Source organism: Pontibacter sp. HJ8 (assembly GCF_054824225.1).
On sequence record NZ_JSYF01000444.1, the window covers coordinates 1 to 5,621 of the forward strand.

Consider the following 5,621-nt stretch of genomic DNA (forward strand, 5'->3'; position numbering starts at 1 on the left):
TCTCCAAAATGATTTCTTTCTTCGTTTTAGTAGGCATAACATTCAAGCGCTAAGCATAGCCTTGCCCCTTTAAAAAAATTAGTTAATAGTTAAATGGAGTTTTGAGGCTGCATGCAAAGATAACCCGTAGTTAAACAATGCAGAAACTCTTTTTGAATAATTGGTTTCCTTTTCAGGCACTTTCAGCCCTTTTTCAGAGGAATTATACCTTTTGCCTCCTGGTGAACTGAAGTCCAGGGTCGCAAAAGCCCGGACCGACCTCTCATGTTATGCCGCAAAGGCAGCTTGGTTGAATCACCTGCCAGGCGCTATACCTGAACAAGGGAGATAGAAAACCACCCGCACTCCCACGATCAGTTTCCTGCTGATCCGGTATACCTTGTCCACTTCCGGAAGCACGCTTATTCTTCTTACGAAAATGTTGCACCTATATTGTCCGTGCCTTAACAGGCTTCTTGCAGGTATAGCGGTAAAGGTATAATAAAAAAGAGGCACCCTTGCTGGGGTGCCTCTTTGTCTGAAAAGCAAAATAATCGTTTCAGCAAATGCGCTGTTGGTTTAACTGTAGCAACAGGCCATTAATACCCGTTCGGCTTTAAGAGTGGGTTAGCATTAAGCGCTCGCGCCGGTATTGGAAACACTGTTTTATCGGCTCCGTCTACTGCCTTGTCCCACCAGGCATTTCCGAATCTCTTCCAACGTACCAGATCCGTTCTGCGGTGACGCTCGCCCAGGAATTCGCGCCCTAACTCGGCCACAAACTCATCGTCCGTAAGCCTACCCATGTTGGCAACGTAGCTGTTGGCAGCCCATTTGTTTTCAGGGAAGTTTCGCATACGTACTGCATCCAGGAGGACAGCTGCAGCAGCTTTATCGCCCGCCCGGTATTTACTTTCAGCCAACGCGTAATAGACTTCTGCCAATCGGATTTCAGGAGCAGCATTGAACATGAACATACCTTTTGAATCAGGTAACCACGGGAATTTCAAAAACCGAACCCCGGTATTTTCTTCCCCTGTTTCCACATGAGAGCCCTTGGCTAAACCTGCAGAACCTTCAGAGAAACGACCTACCTGGTCAACATACTTCAGTGGTTTGCCGGTATACTCTTCCGTTCCCAATACAGCTTTCGTGCTGTCAAATCCATATCCTTTGCCGGTGTTAAACTCATACTGCTGCCCGATCAGGAAGAAACCTTCGTAGTCACCATTTGCTGTGGTAGTACGGAATGGTTGCTTACGCTTATCGTCATCCGAAAAACTTTCATAGGGCTTTCCTAATGTATGGTTGTATATGTTACCTGCCAGGTCACGGGAAGGAGTTAACGTGACTCCGTTCCAGCCTCCTGAAGTATTATCCAGGGAGTACCTTGCCTGGTAATGTTGCATCGCATTATACATCCATCCGAATTCGTACAGGTTTTTAGCATGCGGGAATTCGAAGATGTTTTCAGGCGACTTGTAGCCGTTCACGCCTGATCTGAAGGGGCCTTTGTAATCCGGATCAATGCTATATGCACCGTACTCTCCGCTTATGATCTTTTCGGCCGTTGCGGCGCAGTCCTGGTAACGGGGTGTCCCGGTCCAGGCTTCTGCATTCAGGTATATACGTACCAACAAAGCAGCAGCGCCGCCCTGGTCCCAACGGCCTGAGCGGGCATTTTTGGGGAGGTTTGGCAAAGCTTCTTTCAGCTCTGTTTCAATAAAGGCAAACACCTCCTGTGGGGTTGAATTGGTCTTCAATTCTCCTGACATGGTGACAATCGGAACGCTCCGGTAAAAGTCTATCAGGAAAGTATAAAACCAGGCACGCAACACCCGTAGCTCATTGATGTGCCTGCTCTTGTCTTCTTCTGAGAGTCCCAGGGAGGCATAATCCAGCTTAGCCAGGTCCTCCATGATCACGTTACACTGCATAATGCCCTGGTACGGGCCATTCCAACCGCCATTCACAGCGCCTTCGTCAGCCGTCCACTCATGGCGATGCAGCCGTACCCAGTTTCCCCCATCCTGCCCGTGCCGGCCCTTCTGAGCCCATACAAAATTGTCTGCTGTCAGTTCAGACAAAAGCCAGCGGTCGCCGTCCCAGCCATTCCAGTGCCCGTGCTCGTACGGGCGGGTAACAGCAGCTATCACGGAGTTCCTGTCCTGGTAATAGTTACCCGCAGGCATCACATCAAACGCTTCTTCCTCCAGGTCAGTACAGGCCGGGGTGACGGCCATGAAGAGGAGCGACGCAAGTAGTAATTTATATTTCTTCATATCGGTATACCTAATTGATGTTTAACTTGTAATTAGAAAGTGATCTGAGCACCGAGTGCGAAAGTTCGGGTCGTAGGATAGACATCCAGGCTGCCGTAGCCTGGAGTTAAACCTGCGACTCCCACAGATGCCGGATCCAAGCCGGAATACTTGGTCAGTGTAAACACATTTCTAACTGAACCATAGATTCTGAAATTGCTGATCGCATCGACGCCCAATCGGGGTGACCATCCAAGTGTCAGGTTGTCGAGTTTCAGAAAATCGCCGCTTTCCAGGAAGTAATCCGTGATCACTTTTCCTGATTTTATATGATCGTTGCGGTCATAGGCATCTTTCAGCAAGTTGGTACTGGCTTCTCCCTGCAGGCCATAGTACATCTGGTACAGGTTCAGAATTTCGTAGTCAAAACGGCCTCTGAAGAACAAGGTCAGGTCGAAGGCTTTGTAGCCGAGGGAGTTGGTCCAGCCCAGCTCATAGCGGGGGGCACCGTTGCCAATGTAGGTTCTGTCTCTGTCACGGCTTGCCTGTATGTTGTTACCACTGGCCCGCAGTCTCTCAGTACCTTCCACACCTTCCTTCCATACCAGGATATTTCCTTCATCATCCACACCGGCATATTTGTAGCCATAGAAGGCACCCAGATCAGTCCCGTCTTCCAATCTGTAAGCCGGCCCCGGGTTACCAGGTGATGGAAGGTCCTGCAGATCAATGAAGTCTGCCTGATAGGTATCATCCGACCATGTTCCCAATATAGCTTTCGAATAAGAGCCGGTAAAAGAAGTGGTAAAGCTGAAGTCATCCGTATTGACAACGTTATAGTTCAGCAGAAGCTCCACACCTTTTGAGCTCGTGGTACCTACGTTAACGACCATCGTAGTGTGGAGAAAAGGTGGTACAGGTACTGAATACTCCGATATCAGGTCACTGCTTCTGCGGTCAAAGGCATCGATGCTACCAGTCAGCTTGTTGTTAAATAAGCTGAAATCTATACCTATGTTATAAGAGATGGCCTTTTCCCAGCGTAACCCTGGGTTGTAGTTATTGCCAGGGCCGTATACCTGTATCCACTGTCCTTCATCGTTCTGATACCTGCCATACCCCTCGTAACGCTGCATGGCCGTATACCTGTTAAAACCTGAGCGGCCTGTAACCCCATAGGAGGCGCGCAATTTTAACTCATCAATCGCCTCGATATCCTGCAGAGCCGGCAAATTAGACATGCGCCAGGCCGCTGATACGGCCGGAAAAAGTCCCCATTTGTTTTTCGTTCCAAACTTTGTGCTCCCCTCATAGCGGAAAGAGCTGGTCAGGAAGTAAGTGTCGTCAAAGTTATAGTTCAGACGACCCAGAAAGGCGATCGTTTTTTCTTTACTTTTCCAGGAGTCCATGCCTAAGCGGCCTTTTTCAACACTATTCCAGTCGCCTGCACCCAGGTTGTTATACCAGAAAGCATCAGACGGAAAGTTGGCATTCTCTGCATAGAATCCGTTGGTGCTAGACTCCTGATAAGAGTAGCCGCCTAATACGCTGAAAGCATGTTTGCCAATGGTCGTATTGTAGTTGTTCAGCCACTCTGCCACATAATCGGTCCAGTCCTCATTCGCCAAGCGGGCACGACCTATCCTATTATTTTGAACAGATTCTGCGGAGTTGGCCGTATGATACTCTCTTCTGTACATATCCTGCCCCTGACGTGCCAGCTTCAGCTCCGTACTCAGGTTATCCAGAATATTAAACTTTGCAGAAATATCAATGATGGAATACTCCCGGTCGGCACCATTCTCTCTGGCGAGCAGGTTCTGAACCGGATTATAAGTATCAAACCCTAAAATGGTGTTGTACTTATTAGGGTCATTCGGATCCATGATCGGAAGGGTAGGATTCAGCTTCACGGCCTGTTGGAAGGCACCGTAGTTAGTATATTCTTCATGCGCTATTCTGTAGGACAAATTACCCCCTATTTCCAGGCGCTTGTTCATGGCCATCTGCAGGAAACTTGCCCGCAGGCCATATTCTCTGCGTTCCGAAGCGACATCCATCCCTTCTTTTGTTCTGTACTGGGCTGAAAGGCGGGCCACTGTATTTTCGCTACCTCCGCTTACGGAAAGGGAGTGGTTCTGACCAAAGTTGTCCTCTCGCAGTAACTCATCATACCAGTTTGTCCGGGCTCCACGATCCTGATCCCTTCCCCGCTGAAGAAACTCCTCTGCAGAAAGAATATCAGGCTTGGCCGCCACCCGGTCATGCTCGACGTAGCTGTCATAGCTTACAGCAACCTTGCCGGCCTTCCCTCTTTTGGTCTGAACCAGTATAACACCGTTTGCACCACGTGAACCATAGATGGCGGCAGAAGCGGCGTCCCTTAGTACAGAAATGGATTCAATATCCTGCTGGGCCACGTTACGCAGATCCCCGCCTGGCAACCCATCGATCACGATCAGCGGTCCGTTACCCGCGTTTAGTGAAGAAGCACCCCGTAACTGGATTGACGGGCCCGTATTCGGGTCAGAGGCGTTCGGGTTGGAAATGGTAACCCCGGCCACTCTGCCTTCTATCATTTGCATGGGGCTGTTGAAGGCACCTTTTTGGAAGTCTTCACTGGTAACGGTAGTTACGGCACTACTGACTTCTTTCTTTTCCATGGTACCATACCCTACTACCACTACTTCCTGCAAAGCCTTGGCGTCGGTTGCCAGGGTCACATTGATTTGCGACTGGCCGGCCAGCTTCACTTCTTGCGCTGCATAACCGATATAAGAGAATACCAGGGCACCGTTGCGATGCTCATCCGGAACAGTGATACTGAATTTGCCATCCGTATCAGTAGCCGCACCGATTGTTGTTCCTTTCACCACGACAGTTACGCCTGGCAGCGGTATACCTTTATCATCTTTTACTATACCGTTTACCTGAATGTCATATCGGAAAGTACGATCAGGCCCTGCATACATTTCTGGTGTCAGAACGAAGGAGAGTGTGTTGAGCTGCGGAGCAGCAGCTGCATGGCTTTGTGGCGCGGTCAAACCCGCACTTATGGCAAAAGAGAGCATGCCAACCGATAAGAAGCGGCTTTTTCCTTTTGCATAATTACCATTTAGAAAATCTGTAAAATGCTGTTTCATAGGTTCAATTTTATTTTAAAATGGATATTAACGATACAAACTAAATCGTTTTAGCAAATTAGGTTTAACTATCCTTTCCTAAATCATATTATTAGCTTCACTCAAGCCAAATCAGTACACAGAGGCTGCACGTGTTCGCGTTTTGCATTCTTGTCAAACCACACTAAAATGAGCGATGAATTACTCATCCAATTTAAACATCTTTAAAAGATTGCAAATCAGGCTTTCAGGATAAAAT

General features: G+C 48.5%; 2 protein-coding genes. Both read right to left on the minus strand.

The window, feature by feature from the left end:
* Window positions 1-578 precede the first annotated feature (578 nt).
* On the minus strand, window positions 579-2,261 hold the full coding sequence (locus tag OB13_RS17430; protein WP_461491461.1) for a RagB/SusD family nutrient uptake outer membrane protein: 1,683 nt from the start codon (window positions 2,259-2,261) through the stop codon (window positions 579-581).
* A gap of 32 nt (window positions 2,262-2,293) precedes the next feature.
* Complete coding sequence (locus OB13_RS17435) at window positions 2,294-5,383, minus strand: SusC/RagA family TonB-linked outer membrane protein (RefSeq protein WP_461491462.1); 3,090 nt, start codon at window positions 5,381-5,383, stop codon at window positions 2,294-2,296.
* Window positions 5,384-5,621: the final 238 nt, after the last annotated feature.